The sequence below is a fragment of the Methylophaga sp. F-2 genome, assembly GCF_056859315.1.
The window spans coordinates 237,924-261,961 of sequence record NZ_JBSXOF010000016.1 but is presented as its reverse complement, the minus strand read 5'-3'; the positions used below and the strand labels follow the sequence as shown (position 1 = coordinate 261,961).

25 protein-coding genes, 1 tRNA gene and 1 other RNA gene are annotated in these 24,038 nt (G+C 42.7%); 14 read left to right on the top strand and 13 right to left on the bottom strand.

Annotated elements, in window-relative coordinates; all coding sequences use genetic code 11:
* Nucleotides 1-53 precede the first annotated feature (53 nt).
* The 11 genes from AC13DA_RS05590 to AC13DA_RS05540 form a co-directional block, all read right to left on the bottom strand.
* Nucleotides 54-878: a YdcF family protein gene (locus AC13DA_RS05590; RefSeq protein WP_284451768.1), complete on the bottom strand. Its 825-nt coding sequence runs from the start codon at nt 876-878 to the stop codon at nt 54-56.
* The gene (gene nadD, locus AC13DA_RS05585; RefSeq protein ID WP_284451769.1) at nt 871-1,545 is read right to left on the bottom strand and encodes a nicotinate-nucleotide adenylyltransferase; all 675 of its coding nucleotides are present in this window, start codon (nt 1,543-1,545) and stop codon (nt 871-873) included. The genes AC13DA_RS05590 and nadD overlap by 8 nt, the downstream gene beginning before the upstream one ends.
* Entirely contained in the window at nt 1,526-2,782 is a 1,257-nt protein-coding gene (locus AC13DA_RS05580) for a glutamate-5-semialdehyde dehydrogenase (protein WP_284451770.1), read from the bottom strand. Before AC13DA_RS05580 ends, nadD begins: the two co-directional genes overlap by 20 nt.
* Nucleotides 2,783-3,826, bottom strand: coding sequence for a DNA polymerase III subunit delta (gene holA / locus AC13DA_RS05575; protein WP_007145788.1), 1,044 nt, complete (start codon nt 3,824-3,826; stop codon nt 2,783-2,785).
* A gap of 3 nt (nt 3,827-3,829) precedes the next feature.
* Nucleotides 3,830-4,327 (bottom strand): LPS-assembly lipoprotein LptE, encoded by a 498-nt coding sequence (locus tag AC13DA_RS05570; protein ID WP_284451771.1) that lies wholly within the window; start codon nt 4,325-4,327, stop codon nt 3,830-3,832.
* A 16-nt stretch (nt 4,328-4,343) separates the two neighbouring features.
* Nucleotides 4,344-6,800 (bottom strand): leucine--tRNA ligase, encoded by a 2,457-nt coding sequence (gene leuS, locus AC13DA_RS05565; RefSeq protein ID WP_284451772.1) that lies wholly within the window; start codon nt 6,798-6,800, stop codon nt 4,344-4,346.
* Nucleotides 6,801-6,949: 149 nt separating this feature from the next.
* Nucleotides 6,950-7,204, bottom strand: coding sequence for a YfhL family 4Fe-4S dicluster ferredoxin (locus tag AC13DA_RS05560; protein ID WP_007145791.1), 255 nt, complete (start codon nt 7,202-7,204; stop codon nt 6,950-6,952).
* A 39-nt stretch (nt 7,205-7,243) separates the two neighbouring features.
* A complete protein-coding gene (gene coaD / locus AC13DA_RS05555) occupies nt 7,244-7,732 on the bottom strand; it encodes a pantetheine-phosphate adenylyltransferase (RefSeq protein WP_007145792.1) in 489 nt (162 codons plus the stop codon).
* Complete coding sequence (gene rsmD, locus AC13DA_RS05550; protein WP_284451773.1) at nt 7,729-8,325, bottom strand: 16S rRNA (guanine(966)-N(2))-methyltransferase RsmD; 597 nt, start codon at nt 8,323-8,325, stop codon at nt 7,729-7,731. Before rsmD ends, coaD begins: the two co-directional genes overlap by 4 nt.
* Nucleotides 8,309-9,613 (bottom strand): M16 family metallopeptidase, encoded by a 1,305-nt coding sequence (locus AC13DA_RS05545; protein WP_284451774.1) that lies wholly within the window; start codon nt 9,611-9,613, stop codon nt 8,309-8,311. Before AC13DA_RS05545 ends, rsmD begins: the two co-directional genes overlap by 17 nt.
* Nucleotides 9,603-10,970 carry a M16 family metallopeptidase gene (locus tag AC13DA_RS05540; RefSeq protein WP_284451775.1) on the bottom strand — a complete coding sequence of 456 codons (1,368 nt, stop codon included), beginning with the start codon at nt 10,968-10,970 and terminating at the stop codon, nt 9,603-9,605. Before AC13DA_RS05540 ends, AC13DA_RS05545 begins: the two co-directional genes overlap by 11 nt.
* A gap of 65 nt (nt 10,971-11,035) precedes the next feature.
* On the opposite strand from AC13DA_RS05540, the gene ftsY reads away from it, so the two are divergent.
* The 4 genes from ftsY to rpoH all read left to right on the top strand — a co-directional run bounded on the left by ftsY (nt 11,036) and on the right by rpoH (nt 14,642).
* Nucleotides 11,036-12,106, top strand: a complete 1,071-nt coding sequence (gene ftsY, locus AC13DA_RS05535) for a signal recognition particle-docking protein FtsY (protein WP_284451776.1) — start codon at nt 11,036-11,038, stop codon at nt 12,104-12,106.
* Nucleotides 12,103-12,753: a cell division ATP-binding protein FtsE gene (gene ftsE / locus AC13DA_RS05530; RefSeq protein WP_007145797.1), complete on the top strand. Its 651-nt coding sequence runs from the start codon at nt 12,103-12,105 to the stop codon at nt 12,751-12,753. Before ftsY ends, ftsE begins: the two co-directional genes overlap by 4 nt.
* A gap of 1 nt (nt 12,754) precedes the next feature.
* Complete coding sequence (ftsX, locus tag AC13DA_RS05525) at nt 12,755-13,681, top strand: permease-like cell division protein FtsX (RefSeq protein WP_284451777.1); 927 nt, start codon at nt 12,755-12,757, stop codon at nt 13,679-13,681.
* 100 nt (nt 13,682-13,781) lie between these two features.
* Nucleotides 13,782-14,642, top strand: coding sequence for an RNA polymerase sigma factor RpoH (gene rpoH, locus AC13DA_RS05520; RefSeq protein WP_007145799.1), 861 nt, complete (start codon nt 13,782-13,784; stop codon nt 14,640-14,642).
* Between the two features lie 52 nt (nt 14,643-14,694).
* On the opposite strand, the gene fdxA is transcribed toward rpoH, so the two are convergent.
* On the bottom strand, nt 14,695-15,018 hold the full coding sequence (gene fdxA, locus AC13DA_RS05515) for a ferredoxin FdxA (protein ID WP_007145800.1): 324 nt from the start codon (nt 15,016-15,018) through the stop codon (nt 14,695-14,697).
* 165 nt (nt 15,019-15,183) lie between these two features.
* On the opposite strand from fdxA, the gene AC13DA_RS05510 reads away from it, so the two are divergent.
* From AC13DA_RS05510 to AC13DA_RS05470, 9 genes are all read left to right on the top strand, one after another.
* Nucleotides 15,184-15,477: a LapA family protein gene (locus tag AC13DA_RS05510; RefSeq protein ID WP_007145801.1), complete on the top strand. Its 294-nt coding sequence runs from the start codon at nt 15,184-15,186 to the stop codon at nt 15,475-15,477.
* 3 nt (nt 15,478-15,480) lie between these two features.
* Nucleotides 15,481-16,662, top strand: a complete 1,182-nt coding sequence (lapB, locus tag AC13DA_RS05505) for a lipopolysaccharide assembly protein LapB (protein ID WP_284451880.1) — start codon at nt 15,481-15,483, stop codon at nt 16,660-16,662.
* On the top strand, nt 16,659-17,009 hold the full coding sequence (gene arsC, locus AC13DA_RS05500; protein WP_284451778.1) for an arsenate reductase (glutaredoxin): 351 nt from the start codon (nt 16,659-16,661) through the stop codon (nt 17,007-17,009). Before lapB ends, arsC begins: the two co-directional genes overlap by 4 nt.
* 6 nt (nt 17,010-17,015) lie before the next feature.
* The gene (gene wrbA / locus AC13DA_RS05495; protein WP_040576265.1) at nt 17,016-17,612 is read left to right on the top strand and encodes an NAD(P)H:quinone oxidoreductase; all 597 of its coding nucleotides are present in this window, start codon (nt 17,016-17,018) and stop codon (nt 17,610-17,612) included.
* Entirely contained in the window at nt 17,602-17,973 is a 372-nt protein-coding gene (locus AC13DA_RS05490; protein WP_007145805.1) for a DUF2069 domain-containing protein, read from the top strand. The genes wrbA and AC13DA_RS05490 overlap by 11 nt, the downstream gene beginning before the upstream one ends.
* A gap of 44 nt (nt 17,974-18,017) precedes the next feature.
* Nucleotides 18,018-18,245, top strand: coding sequence for a hypothetical protein (locus AC13DA_RS05485; protein ID WP_007145806.1), 228 nt, complete (start codon nt 18,018-18,020; stop codon nt 18,243-18,245).
* Between the two features lie 90 nt (nt 18,246-18,335).
* Nucleotides 18,336-19,139, top strand: a complete 804-nt coding sequence (locus AC13DA_RS05480) for a biotin--[acetyl-CoA-carboxylase] ligase (protein ID WP_284451779.1) — start codon at nt 18,336-18,338, stop codon at nt 19,137-19,139.
* Complete coding sequence (locus AC13DA_RS05475; protein ID WP_284451780.1) at nt 19,136-20,155, top strand: type III pantothenate kinase; 1,020 nt, start codon at nt 19,136-19,138, stop codon at nt 20,153-20,155. Before AC13DA_RS05480 ends, AC13DA_RS05475 begins: the two co-directional genes overlap by 4 nt.
* 21 nt (nt 20,156-20,176) lie before the next feature.
* Nucleotides 20,177-20,267 (top strand) — tRNA-Ser (locus AC13DA_RS05470).
* Nucleotides 20,268-20,290: 23 nt separating this feature from the next.
* Here AC13DA_RS05470 and AC13DA_RS05465 read toward each other — a convergent pair.
* The gene (locus tag AC13DA_RS05465; protein WP_284451781.1) at nt 20,291-23,629 is read right to left on the bottom strand and encodes an EAL domain-containing protein; all 3,339 of its coding nucleotides are present in this window, start codon (nt 23,627-23,629) and stop codon (nt 20,291-20,293) included.
* Nucleotides 23,630-23,906: 277 nt separating this feature from the next.
* Between AC13DA_RS05465 and ffs the strand changes: the two genes are divergently transcribed.
* Nucleotides 23,907-24,003, top strand: an RNA gene (gene ffs / locus AC13DA_RS05460) — signal recognition particle sRNA small type.
* The last annotated feature ends 35 nt before the right edge of the window (nt 24,004-24,038 follow it).

The following is a 24,038-nucleotide window of genomic DNA, read 5'->3' as shown; positions in this document are numbered from 1 at the left end:
TGTTTCATAGTGTAACGTAAGGGCTTATTAATATCCCGATTATTACGTATCAATTAGTCTTTTTTATCAACGCTTACAGTTGCTTGCGGAAACCAGCTTTGTGTTTTTCCGGTGGCGTAATAAACCACCAGGCCAAGCCATTCATGGCAGGCTGTTTCCAACACCGCCAGATGTGCTGATAAATCAAAATCCCAATAGCGATTATTGGGTTTGTCACTCCGGTAATCCACTGGGTATGGAATCACATTGATATGCTGTTGCTTAGCGACACCTACCGCTCTGGGCATATGAAAAGCTGATGTGACCAGTATGTATCTGCCAGCGGGTTTCGGAAGTAATGGTTTTATTTTTTGGAAATTCTCATAGGTATTACGCGCCTGCGTTTCAATAATTAGTCGTGCTGGCTCCACCCCCGCCTGCGAAAGCAGCTTCTTAGCAACTTGTCCTTCGCTATCCAGATGTTGCATCTGTACCAAATTACTACCACCAGTCACAATTATCGGCAATGTTGGATACTGTTGTGCTAACTCAGCTGTTTGTAAAATTCGTTCCGCACCATCGCCAACCTGTGGCGCTTGCCAACTGTCCGATAATTTTAATTGTTCTGCACCACCCAGCATAATAATGCCTGCTAAGGGTTCAGGCATTTGTTCTGGTACCGAAAAACGGGTTTCCAAAGGGTGTATTAAATAATCACCGACCGGATAGCCCATCACGATAAACGACACAATACTCATCAAGAGTAGTAATTTTTTAGCCTGTCGAACGTAATTGAGCCAGAGCAGCAACGTGACAAAAACAAGCAGCCAGACCATTAAGCTTGTCGGGCTGAGTAATCCCCACACCAGTTTCGATAAAACAAAAAACAGATTATCCATCTGTTACTGAAGCTGATGATATTTGAGAGTAAAGACCTAATTGCTCAATCAGGCTGATCACGGCATCCGGTAAAAGATAACGTACATCCCGACCTTGTTCTAATGCCTCACGAATCGCGGTAGCGGAAATCGACATTTGTGTCACAGGCACCGACCAAATTTTGCCCGCGTTTAATTCAATATCCGCCGGTTCAGCCTGATGTTTATCATAAAAAGCCTGAAGTTCATCGCTTAATAAGAACGCCTCATCGGCCCGCTGCATCACGACAATATGTGCTAAATCAATGATTTCCTGCCACCGTGACCAACTGGGTAAGCTACAAAACGCATCGGTTCCCATTAATAAAAATAGTGGCGTGTCAGGGAAATCTTCTCGCAGACTTAACAAGGTATCAACCGTATAGGAAGGCCCTTCCCTGCTCAGTTCACGATCATCAACAAGCAGTTTGGGATGATTCTTGATCGCCAGTTCCAACATCATACGGCGCTGTTTTGCATTGGCAACGGGTTCGATACGATGCGGCGGTATGGCACACGGGATTAGGCGTAGCTGATCCAGGCTTAACTGCTCAACGACATCTAACCCAGTACGTAAATGACCAAAGTGAACAGGATCAAAAGTGCCGCCTAAAATCCCAATTGCTGGTTTATTTTCTGATCTGACCACTGCCCAATACTATCCATTTTTGTGACGTCAAACCTTCAAGCCCTACTGGACCGCGAGCATGAATTTTATCTGTGGAAATACCGATTTCAGCACCAAGTCCATACTCAAATCCATCAGCAAATCGTGTCGATGCATTCACCATCACCGAGCTGGAATCCACCTCTGCCAGGAATTGTCTTGAACGCTGATAGTCCTGAGTGATAATGGACTCAGTATGACCCGAACTATGCCTGTTGATATGCGCTATTGCTTCATCAATATCATCGACAATTTTAATTGATAAGATAGGGGCCAAGTACTCAGTATCCCAATCTTCGGCTGTTGCTTTATTGATATCAGTCAAAATCTGTAAAGTGCGCTCACAGCCTCTTAACTCAACACCTTCTTCAGCGTATTTCACGGCTAAACGAGGCAAAATGGCATTCGCTTCATCAGCCGCTACAAGCAATGTTTCCATCGCATTACACACGCCATAACGATGGCATTTTGCGTTGATCGCTATGGTTTCAGCCATATCCAGATCAGCACCTTTGTCGATATAGACATGACAAATACCATCCAGATGTTTAATAACAGGCACCCTGGCATCTTGGCTGATACGTTCGATCAAGCCTTTACCACCTCTTGGTACGATAACGTCCACATACTCTGACATGGTAATCAAGGCGCCTACAGCGTCACGGTCAGTGGTTTCAACGACTTGAATAACGGTCTCAGGTAAACCAACCAGGTTCAAACCTCGTTTAATGCATGCAGCAATCGCTTGATTAGAATGAATCGCTTCACTACCACCACGTAAAATAGTGGCATTACCTGATTTCAGACATAATGCAGCGGCATCAGCGGTTACATTCGGACGTGACTCATAAATAATGCCAACGACTCCGAGAGGCACGCGCATTTTGCCTAATTGAATGCCTGAAGGGCGATAAGTCATGTCGCTCACCTCACCGACAGGGTCGGCTAAAGCAGCAATTTGCTCCAAGCCTTCAGCCATGGATTCGATGCGAGCATCCGTTAATGTCAGGCGGTCTAATAAAGCAGCGTCCAGTCCTTTCTCTTGCCCTGACTTCAAGTCACGGGCATTTTCCTGCTTTAATAGTTCGGCATGAGCACGAATATCTGTCGCTATCGCCAGCAGTGCTCGGTTTTTAATATCTGTACCCGTGCTCGCGAGCTTGCGACTGGCTAGCCGAGCCTGCTGACCTAATGTGTGCATGTACTCAACAACGTTCAATTAAGCACTCCTTTCCAATATATTGGTTTTTATGTCTATGCCAGAAGCACTCAAACAAAGTGTTTCCAAAAGACGCCAAGGACAGTTTTTTGTTATCCCTTTCGCAGCCTGGTCGATATCAGACATTTGCTGTAAGAAGAACTGCCAGCGACTGTGGTTATAGCGTTCGATAGCTTGTCGCATTACCGCTTTGTTTTTATCCCAAACAGGAGGCTTTTGAGAAGCAAAGACACGTTCAATCTGTTCGCCTGCAGCCACTTGAGCAGCCATATCAACCACACGCTGTAATGACCAATTTACCGCAGAAAAAACAGCCAGAATATCAACACCTTCGGCGCGTAAACGGGCTATTATACGTGGGATTCTTGCATACTGTCCTGCAAATACAGCATCCATAAGTCCAAAAGCCTCAAACTTGGCATTGTCAGCGACTGATGCCAACACCAAAGCTTCATCAATTTGACCATCAAGACTCAGCAAGGAAAGCTTTTCAATTTCTTGTGCTGCAGCAAACAAGTTACCTTCCACTCGTTCTGCAATAAGTGTAGCAATTTTAAGATCAGCCTTCAGTCCCTTTGCCTGCATTCGTTGTGCGACCCACTGTGGAAGTTGAGCCAGAGCAACAGGCCATATCGGCAGTGTCACTCCAAGATTATCCAGCTCAGTAAACCATTTTGCTTTTTGTGATCGGGCATCAATTTTGCCACTGATAATTAACAGTGTTGTATCTTGTGGTGGGTTGGCTGCAAATTTCCGTAAAGCCTCTCCCCCTTCTTTGCCAGGGCTTCCGGAAGGCAGACGGATTTCGATCAAACGCTGACTAGCAAATAAAGATAAGCTTTGTTCCTGCCATTTAATTTGTGCCCAATCAAAGCGACCTTCAACGCTCCATACTTCACGTTCATTGGCCCCAGCCTGACGAATATGTTGACGGATAATATCCGCCGACTCTTCGATCAGAAGCGCTTCTTCCCCAAATAATAAATAAACAGGTTTTAATGAAGCCGATAAATGATTGCTTAACTGTTCCAGTCTTATCCGCATGGTTTACTTCAGTGCTGATAAGCGTCTCAGTACATTCTGAACCATCTGTTTATTCAAATCATCGCGAATAACTTGCTGTTGTTCACTCATGGCTAATAACTGATTACGATCAAACTGATAGTCACGTCTGGCCTGAACTGTAATCACATCACTCATCGGTTCACCGCTAGGTGAAGAGACTTTGAAAGAAAAACGGGTTTCCAATTCATACTCTGTGACTTTGGCATCTGAACCAACAGACAGTACATTCTGATCAAACACATTTTCAACAACGGTCATCACAGCAGCACCTTCTTTATAAGTATCCAGTACCTGGATACCATTGCGCGTCAAGGCACGTTTTAGCTGCAAGCCAAATGAATCTTGTCGTATGTTCAGACCTTGTATATAGATGGTTTTTAACGATTCGGGCACATTAGCTTCACCTCGTAGATGAAAACCACAGGCTGTCAGTGTCAGCATCAAAATACCGGTCATCAAACTCATCAATACACGATTCATTTTCATATCCTTAAATTTAGCCGGCAACCACAATATTTAATAAACGGCCTGGCACCAGAATCACTTTACGTACTTCTTTGCCATCCGTGAACCGCTGTACATTTTCATCAGCAAAAGCCAGCGCCTCGACATCTTTTTGTTCAGCATCAGCCGCCACAGATATTTTGGCCCGCAATTTACCATTCACCTGAACCATTAGCTCAATTTTGTCTTGCTTTAAAGCTGTCTCATCTATCGTCGGCCACGGGACGTTCACAATGGCTTCGTTATGCCCCAAAGTTTGCCATAAATGATGACAAATGTGCGGGGTAATCGGCGATAACATCAGTACCACCAGCTCAAGTGCTTCCTGCATTACGGCACGCGCTTTTTCACTATCATCATTTAATTTAGTGAGACTATTCATCAACTCCATCACGGCCGCAATTGCCGTGTTGAAAGTATGGCGACGGCCAATATCATCACTCACCTTTGCCAATGTCTGATGTGCCTGACGGCGTAAAGCCTGTAATGATTCAGATAAATCGCTCAAATCACCTGCTTTAACCACGCCCTGTTTAGCATGTTCAATCACCGCTCGCCACAGACGTCTTAGGAAACGATTAGCACCATCTACCCCTTGGTCTGACCATTCCAGCGACATTTCAGGTGGTGCGGCAAACATCATAAATAAACGCGATGTATCAGCACCATACTGATCGATTAAGGCTTGTGGATCGACGGTATTGCCTTTCGATTTCGACATTTTGGCACCATCTTTCAGTACCATGCCCTGTGTTAACAGGTTCTTAAATGGCTCATCTCCAGAAATCAGCCCTTCATCTCTCATCAGTTTGTGGAAAAAGCGCGCATACAATAAATGTAAAACCGCATGCTCAATACCGCCGATATATTGATCCACAGGTAACCAATAATCTGCCCTTTCATCCAGCATCGCTTCGCTATTGTCAGGACAAGCGAAACGGGCGAAATACCAGGAGGATTCAAAGAAGGTATCAAAGGTGTCGGTTTCACGCTGAGCAGGCTTGCCACATTTAGGACAGCTGCACTCATAAAACTCAGGCATGGATTTAATTGGTGAACCTGAACCATCCACGATCACATCTTCAGGTAAAACGACCGGTAAATCCTGTTCAGGTACGGCAACAGCCCCACAATCATCACAATTGATAATCGGAATCGGCGTTCCCCAATAACGCTGACGAGACACACCCCAGTCACGAAGTCTGTAATTAACTTGACGCTCACCTTTATTCTGACTCACTAGGAAATCAGCAATCGCATCAAAGGCTTCTTGCTCTTTTAAGCCATCAAATTGTTTAGAGTTGATCAACTCACCTTTGTCAGTGAATGCGGCTTTTGTTAAGTCAATTTCTTGCTGGTTTACTGGCTTAATGACTTGTTTTATCGGCAACTGATATTTTTGTGCGAACTCAAAGTCACGCTGATCATGAGCGGGTACAGACATTACTGCGCCAGTACCATAGCCCATCAATACAAAATTAGCCGCCCAAACAGGTACTTGTTCTCCCGTTACGGGATGAATAGCCAGTAATCCCGTATCCACGCCTTTTTTCTCAGCGGTTTCCATCGCCGCTTCAGAAGTTTCCATTTTTCGGCATTCATCAATAAATGTTTGCAGAATAGGATTATCATTGGCGGCTCTGAGCGCCAACGGGTGTTCAGCTGCCACCGCAAGATAGCTCACTCCCATCAGGGTATCCGGGCGTGTTGTATAGACCTCAAGCGTTTCCTTGCTGCCGACCATGTCAAATTGAATCTGCACACCTTCTGAACGTCCAATCCAATTCGCCTGCATGGTTTTCACCTGCTCTGGCCAACCATCAAGTTGGTCTAAATCAGCAAGTAACTGATCGGCATAGTCGGTAATTTTCATAAACCATTGTGGAATTTCACGACGTTCCACTTTGGTGTCACAGCGCCAGCAGCAGCCATCAATCACTTGCTCATTGGCTAATACCGTCTGATCATGCGGGCACCAATTCACTGCTGCCGTTTTTTTGTAAACCAGGCCTTTTTCGAACAAGCGGGTAAACAACCACTGTTCCCAACGGTAGTATTGTGGTGTGCAAGTAGCTAACTCACGTTGCCAGTCATAACCAAGTCCTAAACGCTGCAACTGACCACGCATATAGTCAATGTTCTGATATGTCCATGCAGCAGGCGCGACTTTATTTTTTATCGCTGCATTTTCTGCAGGTAGACCAAAAGCATCCCAGCCCATAGGTTGTAATACATTTTTCCCCTGCATACGCTGATAACGTGCAATCACATCACCAATGGTGTAGTTACGCACATGCCCCATGTGTAACTGCCCACTAGGGTATGGAAACATCGACAAACAATAGAATTTTTCTTTGGAAGTATCTTCCACAACATGGAAGCTATTATTTTCCTGCCAGTATTGCTGTGCAGCCGATTCTACTTGGTCGGGACGGTATTCGTTTTGCATGGATTCTCTTTAAATCAGGGACTTGAAAAGCGCTAAGCATAACTCAGAGCATCAGTAAGGCTCAAAATAATCTATCGTTTTGTTTAGCTAAAAAATAAAGCAGCTCTTCAGCTGCTCTATTTGATGATGACATTGGGTATCAGCTTCAGCTATTTTCCTGCCGCCATCAATGTTTCATATTTTGCGTAGAGCTGATCATGTGTTTCTTCATTATCCGGGTCTTTTGGTATGCAATCGACCGGACAAACTTCAACACATTGTGGTGTATCGAAGTGGCCTACGCATTCAGTACATAAGTCAGGATCTATCTCATAGATTTCAGCACCTTGAGAAATAGCTCCATTAGGACATTCTGGTTCACAGACATCACAGTTGATACATTCATCAGTGATAAACAGCGACATGGTTTACTCCAGTAAAATTCAATAATGATCTTAGCGCGGTTAGTTATGGGCAGGCAATTTGCGTTTCAAGGCTTCTTGTACACATGGGGCAACAAATTCAGAGACATCCCCACCTAATACAGCAATTTCTTTAACCAAAGTAGAAGAAACAAAACTTAAATTTTCCGCAGGCGTTAAGAACAAGGTTTCCACTTTTGACTGCATTCGGCGATTCATGGTGGCCAATTGTAATTCATACTCAAAATCTGAGACGGCTCGTAAGCCACGAATAATGACATTGGCCCCCATACTGAGTGCTTCATTGACTAACAGACCTTTAAAACCGCAGACCTCCACGTTCTCGATGCCTTTGGTCGTTTCTCTGACTAATTCGACCCGCTCATCAAGACTAAACATCGGTTTCTTGCCAGGGTTAATCGCCACAGCGACAATGATGCGCTCAAATAAGGGTGAAGCACGCTTGATAAGATCAATATGCCCATAAGTGATAGGGTCAAAGGTACCCGGATATATGGCAACAGTGCTCAAGCGTCTTCTCCAGCATGAAATTCAAATAAGCAGTATTTTACATCACCTGCTTTCTTTTCTTTCAATAAATACCAAGCGGATGGTAAATCAGGTAGGTCATGCTTTGCCGGATACTCGAGATAAATCATGGCTCCGTCATTCAAGAGCTTATGTGACAACAATGCATATGCTGTTGTTGCCCATAAATCGGCCTGATATGGTGGGTCAATAAACACGATATCAAACGATTTATCGAGCACACCAATAGCCTGCTCAGCAGATGTATTTTCAATATGACAATTGGCTGCCTGGAGGGCTTCAGCATTCTGTTTAAGTTGTAAAAAAGCCTGACGGTCATTTTCTACCAGCACCACCTCAGCAGCCCCTCTTGATGCCGCTTCAAATCCTAATGCGCCACTGCCAGCAAACAAATCAAGACAGCGACTGGCGCCAATATGAGGCTGCAACCAGTTAAATACCGTTTCTCTGGTACGGTCACTGGTTGGCCTCAAGCCTTCGACTTCAGGAAAGCCTAATTTTCTACCGCGCCAAATGCCGCCAATAATTCTAAGAGTGCCAGCGCCAGTTCTGGCTTTATTATTTTGTTTCGCCACCTACTAATACCGTTAACATTTTGTCTGCGTGAACACGCCTTTTAAAGGCGTCTTTTATACCAGCCACAGTCACGGCATTCACTTTATCGTTAAAGCTATCCAGATAATCCAGCGGCAATCCGTAAAAGCCTATCATAGAAAGGTAATCAGCGATCTTGCTATTACTATCTACTCTGAGGGCAAACCCACCTGTGATGTTTTGTTTTGCTGCTTTCAACTGTGCTTCAGTCGGTCCGTTTTTAATATAAGCATTTAGCGTATCTTTTAGTAGATGAAGTGCTTCTTCAGCTTGATCATTTCGTGTTTGCAAACCAAACACATACGGTCCTGCTTTTTGCATGGGACTGAAGTAACTATAAACACCGTAAGTCAGTCCACGTTTTTCACGTATTTCATCACTCAGCATCGAGACTAGACCGCTGCCGCCCAAGATGTGATTACCGACATATAAAGGGAAATAATCAGGGTCATCCCGACTCATACCGATTTGTCCCATCATAATCGTGGTTTGAGATGACGGGAACGGTAACACGACTTGTTGCTGTTTAGTCAGAGGTGTGACTGCAGGTAGCTCTGGTGCTGTATTTCCACTTTTCAGGTTCTTAGTTAACATTGTTGCCATTTCATTGGCTTGCTGTTTACTGACATCTCCAACAATAACCACTACCGCATTTTTCGCCACATAAAATTGCTGATAAAACGCTTTTAAATCATCCAGACTAATTTTTTCTACACTGACAGTATCTCCCGCAGGCATTCGACTATAGGGATGCTGACCATAGAGTTTCTGAAAGAAAGTGCGTGTAGCGATGCTTTGTGGAGACTGTTTTTCAGCCTGTAAAGCGGTTAATAACTGCTGTTTTATGCGAAGAAATGATGTTTCAGGGAAACTCGGTTTTGCTATTACTTCTGCAAACATATTCAGTGCAGTATCAAACGCTTTTTTCTCCGTTAGCGTTCGCAGACTCAACACGGCCATATCTCGCTCAGAACTAGCACTGTAGTTTGCGCCAGCCGATGAGAAAGTATCAGCAATTGCATCCGCATCCAAGTCAGCAGCCCCCTCATCAAGCATAGCGTTAGTTAGCTTTGCCAATCCCGGATATTCACCATCACGCGCAGCACCGGCATTAAAGACAATATTCACATCAACCATGGGTAACTCGGGCGCATTCACAAAATATACTCTGGCGCCGTTATTCGTTATCCAGTGCTCAATATCAGGACTGGCAAAAAGGCTAGAACTGAACAATAAGCTGATAACGAAAATCCATTTTTTAATGGACATACTGACCTCCAGCAGATGAAACAGGATGACGACCATCAAGAGGTAATGGCACTAACTCACCAACCGTTAATTGTTCGTTTGTAAGATATTTATTTGCTACGGCCTGCACTTGCTCGGCAGTAACCGTTTTAATGTTATCGACGTATTGTTCACCTACACGCCAGTCGACACCGATAGTTTCCAGCATGCCAATCTGCATTGCCTGATAGAACACGCTATCTTTTTCATACACTGCATCAGCAACAACTTGTGCTTTCACACGCTCTAACTCCTCTTGACTGACAGGCTGATTTTTAAGTTGAGTAATTTGTTCGATAATGGCTTTTTTCAGTTCTTCTACTGATTTACCGTTGGCGGGTGTTCCAGCAATCGTAAATAAATCGGATAATCGCGAGAATAAACTGTTACCCGCGCCAACACTCGAAGCGACTTGCTGCTCACGCACCAACTGTTTAGCAAACCTTGCACTGTTACCACCATCAAGAATATTAGCCAAGACTTCTAGCGCATAAGGTTCCCAGGCATTTTCTTTAGAAACTGTAGTGACCGAAGGTACCTTCCAGCCCATCATTAGATAGGGCAATTCAGCAGGAGCTTTTACTTCAATTTCACGGATGCCTTTTTGATTCACTTCAACCTGCGGTTTTAATGTCGCGACTTTTTCTGGCTTTAATGGCCCAAAATATTTCTTTGCCATGGCCAGCACCGCTTTTGGTGAAACATCACCAACCACAACAACAGTGGCATTATTCGGTGCATACCACTTTTGATACCACACTCTTAAATCATCGGCTTGATAGTGATTGATATCGCTCATCCAACCAATCACGGGGCGATGATAAGGACTACTCACAAATGCAGCGGCATCGAATCGTTCTCTTAGTAAAGCCTGCGGATTATCATCTGTCCGCATCCGACGCTCTTCCGCAACAACTTTCTGTTCTTTTTTCAACTCATCAGGATCAATAACAAGATTGCGCATTCTATCGGCTTCATTCTTAAAACTGACTTCTAATCTATCTTTGTGAAGTTTCTGAAAATAAGCTGTGTAGTCTTGTCCGGTAAAAGCGTTTTGCTCTCCCCCATTTTCAGCAATAATATGAGAGAACTCATTCGGTGCCAGGTGCTTTGTTCCTTTAAACATCATGTGTTCCAGCATATGAGAAATCCCTGTTATCCCTTCATGCTCATAGCTCGCCCCTACCTTGTACCAGACTTGAGAGACGACGACAGGTGCCCGATGGTCTTCTTTCACTATAAGCTTCAGGCCGTTGTCTAATTCAAACTCACTCACATTGGCTAAAGCTAGTGTGGGTAAGAAGAAAATAAGCCCGGCTATTTTTTTTATATTCAGCATCTGCATCTCTTTTTTTGTAACGCATGATAAGATTTACCGTCGAAGTTTAACGACAAGCAGAGAATATGTTTAGTTTCCTTAAAAGAAAGTCAAAAACACCCGCGTCAGACGCCTCTATTGCTGAAGATAACACTGTTGATAATTCGCAAGAATTATCCCCTGCTGATGAACCCGCAGAGGAAAAGACAGATAACGCACCGCAACCCGGTTTTTTTAGTCGTCTGAAACAAGGCTTGAGCCGAACCAGTAGTAAACTTACTGAAGGTTTCGCCAGCTTAATTTTAGGTCGTAAAAACATTGATGATGACCTGTTGGAAGAGCTTGAAACTCAACTTCTTACAGCCGATCTTGGTGTTGAAGCAACGACACGAATTATTACTGATCTGACTCAGCGGGTGGCCCGCAAACAATTAAACGACGTAGAAGCCTTATTTGCTGCTATGCGTGAAGATATGATTTCTATCCTTGAACCGAGTAGTCAACCACTGGAAATACCAGAAAAAACTGACGGACCCTATGTGATTCTGATGGTAGGAATAAACGGTGTGGGCAAAACCACTACCATCGGCAAACTCGCTAAGCAATTCCAACAGCAAGGTAAAAAAGTCATGCTGGCAGCTGGTGATACCTTCCGTGCAGCAGCGGTAGAACAGTTACAAGTATGGGGTGAGCGTAACAATATCCCGGTTATCGCACAAAAGACCGGCGCTGACTCGGCTTCTGTCATTTTTGATGGATTACAAGCCGCTAAAGCCAGAAATATGGATATTCTGATTGCTGACACCGCTGGCCGCCTGCATACACAGTCCAACTTAATGGAAGAGTTAAAAAAAGTGAAACGTGTCATGGCTAAAGTAGATGACACAGCACCTCATGAAGTCATGCTCGTGCTGGATGCAGGTACTGGACAAAATGCACTTCAGCAAGCACAGCAATTTCAACAATCTGTTGGTGTTTCAGGCATTACATTGACCAAATTAGATGGCACAGCCAAAGGCGGTATTATTTTCGCTATTGCCAATAAAACAAAATTGCCTATCCGTTATATCGGTGTGGGTGAAAAAATCGATGATCTACGTCGATTTAATGCCACTGAATTTGTTGATGCTTTGTTGGGAAAAGAAGAGATTAAATGATCCGTTTTACTGACGTTTATAAACGTTATACTAATCAATACGAAGCTTTATCTGGCCTGAGTTTTGAACTCGAAAAAGGTGAAATGGCTTTTCTCACTGGTCATTCTGGCGCCGGTAAAAGTACCTTATTAAAACTTATTGCATTGATTGAACGCAGCACGCATGGTCAAGTCTGGGTAAATAACCAAAATCTCACCCGTCTGCCTAAATGGAAAGTCCCTTATTACCGACGCAAAATTGGCTTAGTCTTTCAGGATCACAATCTGCTTCATGACCGAACTGTTTTTGATAATGTCGCACTGCCATTGATTATAGCAGGTGAAAATCATCGGGAGATTGGACGTCGAGTTAGAGCGGCTCTGGATAAAGTCAACTTACTAGGAAAAGAACGTAATCTGCCTATTGCTTTATCTGGTGGTGAACAACAACGTGTCGGTATCGCCCGTGCGGTTGTGAACAGACCTCCAGTGCTACTTGCTGATGAGCCAACTGGTAATTTGGATCCTGAATTATCAAGAGAAATCATGCATCTCTTCGAACAGTTCAATCAGGTTGGCGTCACAGTATTCATTGCTAGCCATGATCACGAACTGATCAGCACGATGCCCTATCGCCAACTCACGCTACACCAAGGACGTCTTGCCTGACATGTTGTCATTCAATTTACCTAATTATTTTCTAAGACACTTACAGGTCATGCTCTACAGTTTAGGGCAACTCTCCAGAACGCCTGTCGCCAGTGTGATGACGGTTTTAGTTATAGGCATAGCGCTAGCACTTCCAGCCGGCTTATATGTGTTACTGAAAAATGTGGAGCAAGTGGCTGGACAATGGGATGATGCCAGTCAAATTTCACTCTTTCTGAAACCAAACACAAACGATGCGCGTGGTAAACAACTTGCTGAACAATTACTTGCTTGGCCAGACATCAGTGCTGTTGACTATCATTCTGCCAAACAATCTTTGCAGGAGTTCCGGCAATTATCAGGGCTAGATGAGATTCTAGATAGTCTACCTACGAATCCCTTACCGCCGGTCATTATCATTAAACCCGTTGAAACAGAGCACCAAGAAGCTATTCAAGGTTTACTCGAACGTTTACAAAACATGCAGGAAGTTGACTTAGCCCAGCTTGATATGGCTTGGCTGAAACGTCTAAAAACGATTAATCAAACAGGTGAACGAGGCATTACTATTCTTGCAACTCTATTATCTTTGAGTGTGCTGTTAGTTATTGGCAATACGATTCGTCTAGCCATTCTTAGCAGGCAAACTGAAATACGCGTGATAAAACTGGTTGGTGGTACTAACGCTTTTGTCAGAAGGCCTTTTCTATACACGGGATTTTGGTACGGCCTGTTAGGTGGAGGTATTGCCTGGTTCACTTTACTAATAGCCTTACTCGCTATTAATGGACCTATCACTAGGTTAACAGCCCTCTATGATAGCCAGTTTTCACTCCAGTGGATGCTTGGACAAATGTTTCTGTCTCTACCACTTTTTGGGCTTCTATTGGGGGTGTCGGGCGCATGGCTAGCCGTTGGCCGGCACTTGAATGATATCGAACCCACATAGTGGCAAATACAGGAACTTTTTCTAAAAATAAGCTTCTTATAGTTGATATTAATCCTTTAGTGTTATGATTAAAGGAATGACTCTCAGGAGACAAGAACAGATGACAATGAATGTAGCTCAATATGATATGGCTTTAGCACCTATTGGTAATTTAGATGCTTACACCAGTCTTGTGCATACCATTCCTGTATTAACTGAGGAAGAAGAATACGATCTTGCGAATCGCCTGCAAACTGAAGGTGATCTTAAAGCCGCCCAACGGTTGGTCTTATCTCACTTACGTTTCGTAGTTCGTATTGCCAAAGGATACAGTGGTTACGGATTACCCGTTGCCGACTTAATTCAAGAAGGCAACATCGGCCTGATGAAAGCGGTGAAACGATTTAACCCAGAAAAAGGGGTTCGTCTGGTTTCATTTGCTGTTCACTGGATTCGCGCTGAAATACACGAATATGTGATCCGTAACTGGCGCATTGTAAAAATCGCAACAACCAAAGCACAACGTAAATTATTTTTTAATCTTCGTAGCGCCAAGCAACGTCTTGGTTGGTTAAATAAAGAAGAAGTTGAAGCCGTTGCAGAAGACCTAGGTGTGACAGCAGATAATGTGATGGAAATGGAGCGTAGATTAGCTCAACCAGACACATCTTTTGATTTACCCAACGATGTTGATGATGATGAAAATAATTACTCGCCTGTCGCCTACTTAGCGGCTAATGATAATTCAGATCCTTCTAATCAATTAGAAGATGATAATTACACAGATTATCAGCAACAAAAATTATCAAACGCATTAGCAACACTAGACGAACGTAGCCGAGATATCATTATGCAGCGTTGGTTAAATGAAGATAATAAAGCGACATTGCACACGCTGGCAGATCAGTATCAAGTTTCGGCTGAACGTATTCGCCAGATTGAAAATAATGCCATGAAAAAACTCAAACATCTTATGGTATAAAAACAAAAAAGCCCGCGAAAGCGGGCTTTTTTTATGTCATTCGATAATGCTTTTATCTTTCCAGTAAAGGTGTTTTATTAGATTTACCATCCCACTCTTCTGCATCTGGAAGTGCATCTTTCTTTTCAGAAATCACAGGCCATACCCGAGATAATTCTTCGTTGATTTGCAAAAACTCCATTTGCTCATCAGGTAAATCATCTTCAGAGAAAATAGCTTCTGCCGGACACTCTGGTTCACAAAGTGTGCAATCGATGCACTCATCAGGATCGATAACCAAGAAATTAGGACCTTCGTGAAAACAATCTACTGGGCAGACATCAACACAATCAGTATATTTACATTTAATACAGTTTTCTGTGACAACAAAGGTCATGGTGAATTCTCCAAAATCACGAGTTGATACAGGACCGACCTGTCAAAATAAAAATGTAATTCTACATGATTTCGCCTTATTCTGGGCAAGGTTCGATTTTAGGGTATGATCCCTGTTGAATGAAATTAACGAGAAAACATCAGTAATTTTAAGGAACACCGCACAATGCGAAAAATAATATTACTCCTGATATTCGGACTTATTTTCTTATTGAGTGCCGCTTTTGCCGCATTTAACATGAGTAGTGTTACGGTGAATTATTATTTCGGTGAATTAACAATTCCTCTATCAGTTCTGGTCGCGCTATCCATGCTCACTGGTGTCATCATAGGTGCTGTTATCTTGTTATTCAGTACCATGAAACTTCGTTACGAAAATCGCAGACTACAATCTAAACTTTCTGTTTCCGAACAGGAAATTAACAGTTTACGAATATTACCGATTAAAGACGCACATTAATTGATGCTTGGCTGGTTATTTTTCTTATTACCTGTTGCCGCCCTTTCTGGCTGGATAATCGCTCGTCGTCATTACAAACGTCGATATCGTCCGCAAGAATCTTCTTTTAGTCCTGACTATTTCAAAGGCCTGAATTATTTATTAAACGAACAGCCTGATAAAGCGATTGATGTCTTTATCGGTCTATTGGAAGTCAATAGTGAAACCGTTGAAACTCACCTGGCATTAGCGAACCTATTCCGAAGACGCGGGGAAAGTGATCGCGCCATCAGGATTCACCAGAACTTAATCGCCAGACCATCACTTAGCGCGCAACAACGGCGCCAGGCTCTGGTTGAGTTGGGCTTGGATTATATGAGTGCCGGTGTATTGGACAGGGCCGAAGTATTATTTCTGGAATTACTACAACAACCAGGTACTCCACCTGAAGCCCCTAAGCAATTATTACGTATTTATCAGCAAGAAAAAAAATGGCAGCAAGCCATCGATATGGCAAAACAAATTCCGGCGAATAATAAAACCAATACACGGGCACTCATTGCTCAATTTTATTGTGAACTGGCAGAATCACTGTTAGAAAAAGATCAACATCAGGCTTTAAATTTATTACGCAGCGCGCATCATTATGATGCTGACTGTGTCAGAGCAAGCCTGTTGGAAGGCCGCATACTAATCAAGATCGGACAATATCGAAAAGCGATTCGCGTCCTCCAGCATGTCGAAAAACAAAATCATTATTTTCTTCCCGAAGCCTTACCACTGCTCTATACCTGCTTTGACAACACAAATAACCTGGATGATTTCAAAGACTGGTTAGAATCACTACTAACAAGACATCATCACCTGACTTCCGCAAGGTTAATGCTGACAAGACTCGTTGAACAAAAACAAGGTACAGAAGCTGCTCAACGCTTTTTATATCGACAACTACATCAGCACCCATCCGTTGAAGGCTTACATCAACTTATCATGTTGGGTGAGGACAATCATCAGGCCTTAATACCTCTGATAAAAGAGGTCACCACAACGTTAATACATAAAGGTGATCGTTATACCTGTAAAAACTGTGGTTTTTCAGGTCGAACTATGCACTGGTTATGTCCAGGCTGTTCACAATGGGCCACAATTCGGCCAATCGAAATTCATTTATCCGCATTAGAAAAACTACTGGAACCCTCCCGATGAGCACTATCACAATTTTGCATAACCCGCGTTGCAGCAAATCCAGACAAACACTGAGCTTACTTGAAGAAAACGGCATTAACCCTGACGTTGTAAAATATCTGGATACACCGCCAACGTTTGATGAGTTAAAAGCGATTATTACTAAACTTGGAATCAGTCCGAGAGACTTATTAAGAAAAGGGGAAGAAGAATATAAAACGCTTAATTTGAAAAATGATTCCTTAAGTGATGATGAAGTCATAAAAACTATGGTCAGTCACCCTAAACTTATAGAAAGACCGATCGTTATCCACGGCAATCAAGCAAAAATTGGTCGTCCACCAGAGTCTGTTTTAGACATCCTCTAAATTATCATGACAAAAATTCTAATTCTTTATTACAGCCGAACAGGACATGTAAAAGCGATGGCCGAGCAGATAGCACGTGGCGTTGAGTCCGTCACTGGCTGTGAAGCCGTTTTTAGAACGGTTCCTCCTGTATCGACTGTCTGTGAAGCCACTCAAGATACCATTCCAAATGAAGGCCATCTTTATGTCAGCCATGAAGATTTGAAACAATGTGCAGGACTGGTATTAGGCAGTCCAACACGGTTTGGCAATATGGCCGCGCCTCTTAAGTACTTTATCGACTCAACTAGCGATAGCTGGCTTTCAGGCGTTTTATCAGGAAAACCTGCAGCGGTTTTTACTTCAACAGGCAGCTTGCATGGTGGTCAGGAATCCACTTTATTGTCGATGATGTTACCGTTATTTCATCATGGTATGTTGTTAATGGGGCTTCCCTATAGTGAACCTGAGTTAATGACAACAAAAGGCGGAGGCACGCCTTATGGAGCAAGTCATTTAGCCGAACCTGATAATAAACGAAACCTAGATGACGACGAGATAAAATTGTGTAAAGCAATAGGTCGACGGATCGCAAATACAGCAAAGAAACTACATGAATCTTGAAAAATTATTCAGAGCACTGACGTTAATCAGCTTTTTTGGGTTAATGCTCACGTTACTGGCTTGGATATTCATTGCACCACATGCAGAAAATTATCCTGTCGCAGCAATGCTAATCATCGGTCTGGTCCCACTGTTATTTCCCATGCGTGGGTTGCTTTATGGTCGTCCATATACACATGCCTGGACAAGCTTTCTGATGTTATTCTATTTCAGTCATGCGGTAGGAGAACTCTACAGTGCGCCAGCGGTTTCAATTTATCCATTGCTAGCTTTAATTTGCAGTAGTATTTGTTTTTGTTCTACTATCATTTATGTCAAAGCTAACGCAAAAAACAAAAAAGCGACTTCAGTCACAAACTAGTTAGTTGGAAAATGGTATAAAGTCAACATAACTGGGGAGATTTTATGAGTAGCATTTCTGCTTTTCAATCAGGTGTAGCGGGTATTCAGAGTGGCATGTACGGTGCGGCACAAAGTAGCGCCAAAATTGCTTCTGCGGATCCCGGTTCTAACGAACAGTTAACCAAAGCGATGCTTGAACTGGATGCCAACGCAAGACAAGTTGAAGCTTCTGCAAAAGTAGTCAAAGCAAGCAATGAAATGGTTGGTAGCATCTTAGATATCAAAGTGTAACCATCACCCAATATAAAATTTATGAGGAGACTCCCGTAACTCCTCTTAGCCTGTTAAACTGCTCTCTCGTTTCACAAATCGAACACTCTTTTGAACAATCCAACTTTTTCACCGCTATCACATGCTGCCATTGTCAGCGCTATGGAACCTCGGACTTTTAATACACTTTCTGAGATTCTTATTCTGCCTGAAGTAACATCCACCAATGACATTCTCTGGCAACGGTTTAGTCAAGGAGAATTAGGACCAGCAGCTTGTATTGCTGAAACTCAAACCGCGGGACGAGGCCGTCGTGGTGATGCCTGGCAATCACCAGCAGTGGGGAATTTATATCTTTCTCTATTTTGGCCTCACTGCGCAGAAGAAGCCCGACATGGACTTAGCATTGCTGTCGGTATCAGTTTAATAAATACCCTCAAGCAGTCTGGAATCAATCAGTTAGCGCTAAAATGGCCTAACGATGTATTACATAAAAGACAAAAGCTTGCTGGAATTCTTGTAGAATCAAGATTCAATACCAGACAATATACCGTTGTGGGCATCGGCCTTAATTTCAAGCTTCCAGAAGCCACAAAAACATTAATTCAACAACCATCTACCAGCCTCGAACAGCTTTGTGACCCGGTCCCCTGTCGTAACTGGCTGGCAGGAAAAATACTTCAGAACATGATAGAAACCATAGAACTGTTTGAACATCGAGGTCTTACTGACTTTGTCCCACTTTGGCCTCAGTATGATGCCTTACATGAGCAAGCGATTACTTTGATCGATGGCGCTCAAAAATCGACAGCAATAGCCTGTGGTATTAATGATCAGGGCGAATTACGTTATTTACAAAACAATGAAATAAAACTGCTGTCTAATAGCCACATCAGCATTAGGTTTGCCTCATGAAATTACTGGTAGATATTGGCAATAGTCGAGTTAAATGGGCCATTATGGATGATAATGGTCTTACTGAAAGCCAAAGTTTTGACCGAAACAAATCCGGTATTAAAGCCTCGCTAAATAAGGCATGGAAAACATTAGCAGATATCAAGGCCATCTATGTAGCCAATGTTGCTGGAGAAAAAATAGCTGAACAACTCAGCGACTGGACACAAAAACAATGGAATCTGACACCAAAATTTATTCAAGCTGAGAAAAAACATTTTGGTGTTATCAACGCTTATGATGAGCCGGAAAAGCTCGGTGTAGACCGCTGGTTATCGCTTATTTCCGCCAGACAACATGCCCGTCTTGCTCAATGCATTATCGACTGCGGGACCGCAATCACTGTTGATATTGTGACCAAAGCTGGTCAGCACCAAGGTGGAATGATTATTCCTGGTATCAGCATTATGAAAAGCAGCTTGGTCAACAATACCGATGCACTCACTGCAGATACAGACAACCAAGAGTTCAAAACTTTAGCAACGAATACCTACAGTGCCATTCATACAGGCACACTTTATGCAGTAACCGCTACGATAGAACGTATCATCAGCGACCTAAAAGAAAGCTTTAACAATCGAATTCGTTTTATAATCACAGGTGGTGATGCAGAAGCTTTATTGCCTTTACTATCCGACGATGTGCACCACTATCCAGATATTGTGCTTAGAGGTCTCGCCTTTTACGCCAGACAGGATAAAACAAAAACATCAGTAAGAAAGAAAACAAAACCTGAACAAGATGAAGATACGGCGGCTGTCAAAGAGTCTGATACTGATGCCAAGCTAAAGAGTGAATCTGCGCCACCAGCAAAAGAAAATACACAAAATGACGCTCAACAGGTGACTGACAGTTCAACGAAAGACAAGCCGAAACCCGCACGTAAACCACGTAAAACAAGAGCAACAAAACCAAAAGCGGCCGCAAAAACAGAAACCCAAGCTTCTGATACATCATTGCCAGAAGAAGCAATCTAGGGTAATCTTTCGCTCCCTTAAGGAGAACTGGCCGAGTGGTTGAAGGCGCACGCCTGGAAAGTGTGTATAGGTTAATAGCCTATCGAGGGTTCGAATCCCTCGTTCTCCGCCATTTAAGTGATACCGCCTTACCCGTCACTTATCAATTCCAAACATATAAACTTCAAATTCAGTCACAGGTAAGGGTTTAGAATAGTAAAAACCTTGCAGACTATGGCAGCCTATATTTTTCAAAATATCAGCTTGAGTGGCTGTTTCTACGCCTTCTGCAATGACTTTTATATCTAATCGTTTAGCCATCTCCGTAATCGCTTCAACAATGGCTCTGTCATCTTCACTCTCTTCAATATCATGAATAAACGAGCGATCAATTTTTAAAAAATCAACATCCATTTCTTTCAGATACGATAGCGATGAATACCCCGTCCCAAAATCATCCACAGCGATTTTTATATCAGCATCACGTAAACGATGTAGCAACATTCGACTTTCAGATTGTTTTTGCATTAGCGTACTTTCGGTAATTTCCAGTGTAATAAGTTCACTTGAGAGCGATAGCTCCGCTAAATAAGCAAGCCAATCTAATCGTCCACGCTGTCCACCAAAATTATGTGCTGAACGATTAATAGAAATATGAGGTGTTTTAGTAGCTTTGCTCTGCCATCGTTTGAGATCTCGACAAACTCGCTTGAACACGTAATCGTCAATCTTATCAATCATCCCCATTCGTTCGGCTTGGGGTAGAAAATCTGAGGGCGGGATCATACCTCTTTCCGGATGATTCCACCGCACTAGTGCTTCAGCGTATAAATGCTCATGTTCACTCATTGAAATAATGGGCTGATAATGAACATCAAGTTCCCCATTAAGTAATGCAGACTCTAACTCATTAATGATAAATGTCCTGGCCAACCAGCTTGACTCGAGCTCTGCATTGTAGAACTTGAATGCGCTGCCCCCCATTTCTTTTGCGGCATACATCGCTCTGTCGGCATTTTGAATTAACAAACCAGGTTCTTCAGCATCATCTGGAAAAAACGTCATCCCAATACTAGTTGATACCCGGATAGATTGGCCCTTTATAATTACAGGCTTTTCTATTTCAGTAATCAGGCTTTTTGCTACAGTAATCGCATGCGCTTTGTTATTAAACTCAGATAAAATAATGGTGAATTCGTCACCGCCGAGTCGGGCCACCGTATCCATCTCCCGGATACAGCTTGAAATTCTGGTGGCCATTTCTCGAAGCAGTTCATCGCCAAAGTCGTGCCCCAACGTATCGTTGACATCTTTAAAGCGGTCTAAATCAAGAAACATCAAACAGATTCTTTCTTTTTGTCTTTCACAACGCTTAATCTCCTGATGCAAACGATCAGTAAATAAACGTCGATTCGGCAAATTGGTCAGTGTGTCAAAGTTAGCATGCCTTTCGATCTTGGCATGAGCTTCTTTGACATCAGTCATATCCGTAAAAACAGCCACCATATTAGTTAGTGATTGTTCTGCATCATAAATTGCTGATATGGCTAAATATGAAGGCAGAGAGTCACCCGATTTTGTTATCGTCCTGACCTCTCCTCTCCATGTGCCTTTCTGCTGCATGATATCCCACAGCTCATGTGTCAGTCTGATTGGTTCAGATAGTGAAACTCCCGTCACTAAAAAATCAGGATACTGATACATCACTTCTTCCTGACTGTATCCAGTAATATCAATAAATGCCTGATTGACTGCAATGATGTACTTATTAGCATCGGTGATCATCATAGCTTCACTGGTGGAATTAAACGCCACATCAGAAAGATGTAACTGCTGTTCCGTCAGCTGCATTTTCTTCAGTACATCTCTGATACGCCTTTCTGATTCCTGAGCTCGTGAGGTAGCTTTTGACAACTCACGAGTTCGTAATATAACTTCTGTTGATATCCGATATGTTCTGCCAGTAATACTGAGAAATAACAAAGTAAATAATGTCGTTATCAAAAAGCCACAAACCAATGCCAGAGATGCCAGACTGGTTGAATAGGTATTGATAAAATTTATGGTGGGATAAAATTGTAATTGCATTTTACGACCCGCCAATTCGAAATCAACGTAGTGCTTGATATCTGAGTTGCTTTCAGCGTTTTGTTGATAAAAATACTCACCGCTTTGAAAATCAAGCCAATTTATTTCGAACTCAGGCTTTCTTGCTTGCTTCAAAATATCTTCTACAAACTCTTCGACCCGAATAATCATATTCACTAGACCAATAACTTGGTTTCCCTCTTTCTCAACACTCATCTTCCCTGAGGGGGTCTGATAAATAGGGCGATAAATCACTAAAGAATTGATTTGATCTTGCCTGCGTATCATTTTCAACGGACTTCTGGCAATTGCCTGACCGGTTTCAATAGCTTGATCAATCACTTTCCTTGAAACAACGGATGAGTATGGATCAAATCCTCGTGATAGCGAATTATCAAGTTCAGGTTCAAGATAGGTAATCGGATAATAAACATCGCGTTGCTTTGCTGCTCCGAGTGTTTTTGGTGAAACAATTTCGGTAATAACAAAGTCATCACCAAAATATTTTTTTTGTTCTTCTTCATAGGCTATACGTTGTGAATGCTCTATACGAGGCAACCACTCAACGACCTGGATATGCTGATCATGATAAGTAGTCCAGTTCACAAAATTCTTAAACTCTTCTCGTGTGACTTTTTCGGAAGAGGCAAATAAACGTGATACGCCATCTTGTATCAACTCTTCCGTTTTTAAGGCGACTTTAAACAGCTCAGATGCTTCCTGAGTTCTTATTTTGAATTGATCAGCAAGGCGATTAACTTCAAACTGACGAATACTCCATACAACAGAACTGATAATAATCACAGAAAGCACAAAAAGCGTGCCTATAAACCAACGCCTTGTTTTCCATACAGATCGAGGTCGTCCTATAAAGCTAAGAGCCAAAGGCAGCATCACGTAGATGCCAATAATGTTGCCTCCCAACCAGGTCAACCAGACTCGGAAAAAATCTATTTCTGCTAAATTGAAAAGATAAATGATCCCGAAGCCGATGCTGGCTGTCGCTATACAAATAAAAGGAACCAGTAGCAGGAATAGAAAAATATCGCGATCACGACTAAGTGTAATTGGATATTTAATAAATCGACGGAAAATGTATTTTCCAATAACGACTTGTAAACAGACTGATAGCGAAATAGTGGATGCAATAACAATGACTTTAGAGAAGGCTAAATTTAGTTCTGGCGATACTGCCACTGCCAATAAAAATGTCCCAAAAAACAGACCGGGTAAGACATAAACAGGGCGAAATGTCAGATATGATGCCAATGCAATTCCAGCAGGAAAAAAAACCAATGCTGAAAAATGCTCAAATGTCGCTAACTGAATACTAAGCCAGCCTGTAACTACATAAGCCAGCGTAATAATAAAGTTAATAAAAGCAGCGGTAAAAAATGTCTTTTTCATTTATTTTTCATGTTCAGTCACAGTGAAAAATGATCCACGCTGATACCTATAATCACCATTTCAATATCATTATTTATCGACCATTAACCTTGTTTCATAAACTTAAATTTGTAACCACCTCCGGTTAGTATGCGCATATCAACAAGCTTATCAATATGACATTCATGCTTTTTAATACCCTAACTGCTTGTTTGTGGTGATGATGCGGTTGTAAAACTAAAAGGGGATGGAAAAAACGGTAACAAACACATAGAATGTGTCGTTCTATGGTGGCCTGCATTGGTCTCCTCGCGACGATATGTTGGTCACCCCGTCAGGCCCGGAAGGGAGCAGCGGAGCCTTCGGACTCGGGCGCCGAGATTCGGCTGGTGTGGGTCGCCACCCTAAACATATTAAGTTAACCGGGTGT